This is a genomic window from Bradyrhizobium sp. 179, from assembly GCF_023073535.1.
GTDB lineage: Bacteria > Pseudomonadota > Alphaproteobacteria > Rhizobiales > Xanthobacteraceae > Bradyrhizobium.
This window is the reverse complement of sequence record NZ_JADPJR010000074.1, coordinates 1-1,347: the sequence shown is the minus strand read 5'-3', so window position 1 is coordinate 1,347 and position 1,347 is coordinate 1. Positions and strand designations below refer to the sequence as shown.

The 1,347-nt window shown below is 59.3% G+C and carries 3 protein-coding genes; 1 reads left to right on the top strand and 2 read right to left on the bottom strand.

Going from position 1 to position 1,347, the window contains the following annotated elements; translation table 11 throughout:
- On the top strand, positions 1–184 hold a 184-nt coding region (locus IVB12_RS18830), incomplete at its 5' end, for a transposase (RefSeq protein ID WP_247295629.1).
- 172 nt (positions 185–356) lie between these two features.
- Here IVB12_RS18830 and maiA read toward each other — a convergent pair.
- A complete protein-coding gene (gene maiA, locus IVB12_RS18825; protein WP_247301058.1) occupies positions 357–962 on the bottom strand; it encodes a maleylacetoacetate isomerase in 606 nt (201 codons plus the stop codon).
- Positions 963–1,163: 201 nt separating this feature from the next.
- Positions 1,164–1,347 (bottom strand): transposase (locus IVB12_RS18820; protein ID WP_247301057.1); only part of this gene is annotated, 184 nt, incomplete at its 5' end.

Here is a 1,347-nt window from a genome sequence, read left to right as displayed (position 1 = left end):
CTCGCGCCGGCTCCGCAAGAAAATCGAGATGTTGTTCGCGCACCTCAAGCGCATTCTCAAGCTCGACCGTTTGCGTTTACGAGGTCCAAACGGCGCGCGCGACGAGTTCATCCTCGCAGCCACCGCCCAGAACCTTCGAAAGATGGCCAAGCTGATCCCGATGCCCACCCCGACGCTCGCATAGGGTCAGTAAGAGCAGTTCGGCCACGTCGCGACGGAGCTATTACAACTAAATACTGCCGGCCTTTTTCAACGGAATCGACCCAAGGCAGACATTCGCCCGTGACGCGTCATGTTCGCTCTGGTCGCGGCGATCACGCCTTCGGGACGTCTGGCTGCGCGAGCGGGTGTGCACGCTAGAAGGCGTCGATTTGCATGCAGGCTGAATAGACCCGCTGCACGACAGGAAACGCGTCGGTGGTCCCACCGAAATAGGAAAACCCCACAACTTGGCTGGCAAGGCAGACGTCTGCCAGCGTTGGTCGGTCGCCATGGCAGAACGTGCCGGTCTGAGCATCGCGTCTCAGATGCCCTTCCATCGCCGCCAGCGCAGCACCCATGAAATGCCGGCTCCACGCCATGTATTGCACTTCGTCGTGCCCAAGTTCACGTTCGAGGTACTCGCGAACACGCGGCGTGACCAGCGGATGGCCGTCGGCCACCGCCATCTGGGCTAAAGCGCGGACACGCGCCCGCTCGGCAGCGTCGGCTGGCAGCAGTGGCGGCGTAGGGTAAACTTCCTCGAAGAATTCCATGATGGCCATAGATTGAACCAGGGTGCGCCCATCGTCGAGAACGAGCGCCGGGATGGCTCCTTGCGGGTTGATCGTGCGAAATGCCGGATCGTGCTGCTGGCCTTTGCGAAGATCGACCTGTCGTTCTTCCGCCGACACACCTTTCAGATTTAGAACGATACGCACGCGAAACGCCGCAAGCGAACGCCACCATGTGTAGACAATCATGTCGTTGGTCCTTTGCGCTGCTACGATGAGTGCTTGTATTCTTCTACCAGCCGCGATCCAAGTGACGACGGCAGCTGGCCCTTAGTCCACCTTCCGCGACGTTCGCCGATTTGTCCGCTTGTGGCCGATTCTGTTGAAAAATGCTGGCAATAACCGGATGTATTGGCGCTGCACCAATGTGCCGAACAGGTTTTCCGATCTTTACGCGGGCTGGAGGGTTTGCATCGGGATCAGCTTGGCCATCTTTCGAAGGTTTTGGGCGGTGGCTGCGAGGATGAACTCGTCACGCGCGCCGTTTGGACCTCGTAAACGCAAACGGTCGAGCTTGAGAATGCGCTTGAGGTGCGCGAACAACATCTCGATTTTCTTGCGGAGCCGGCGCGAG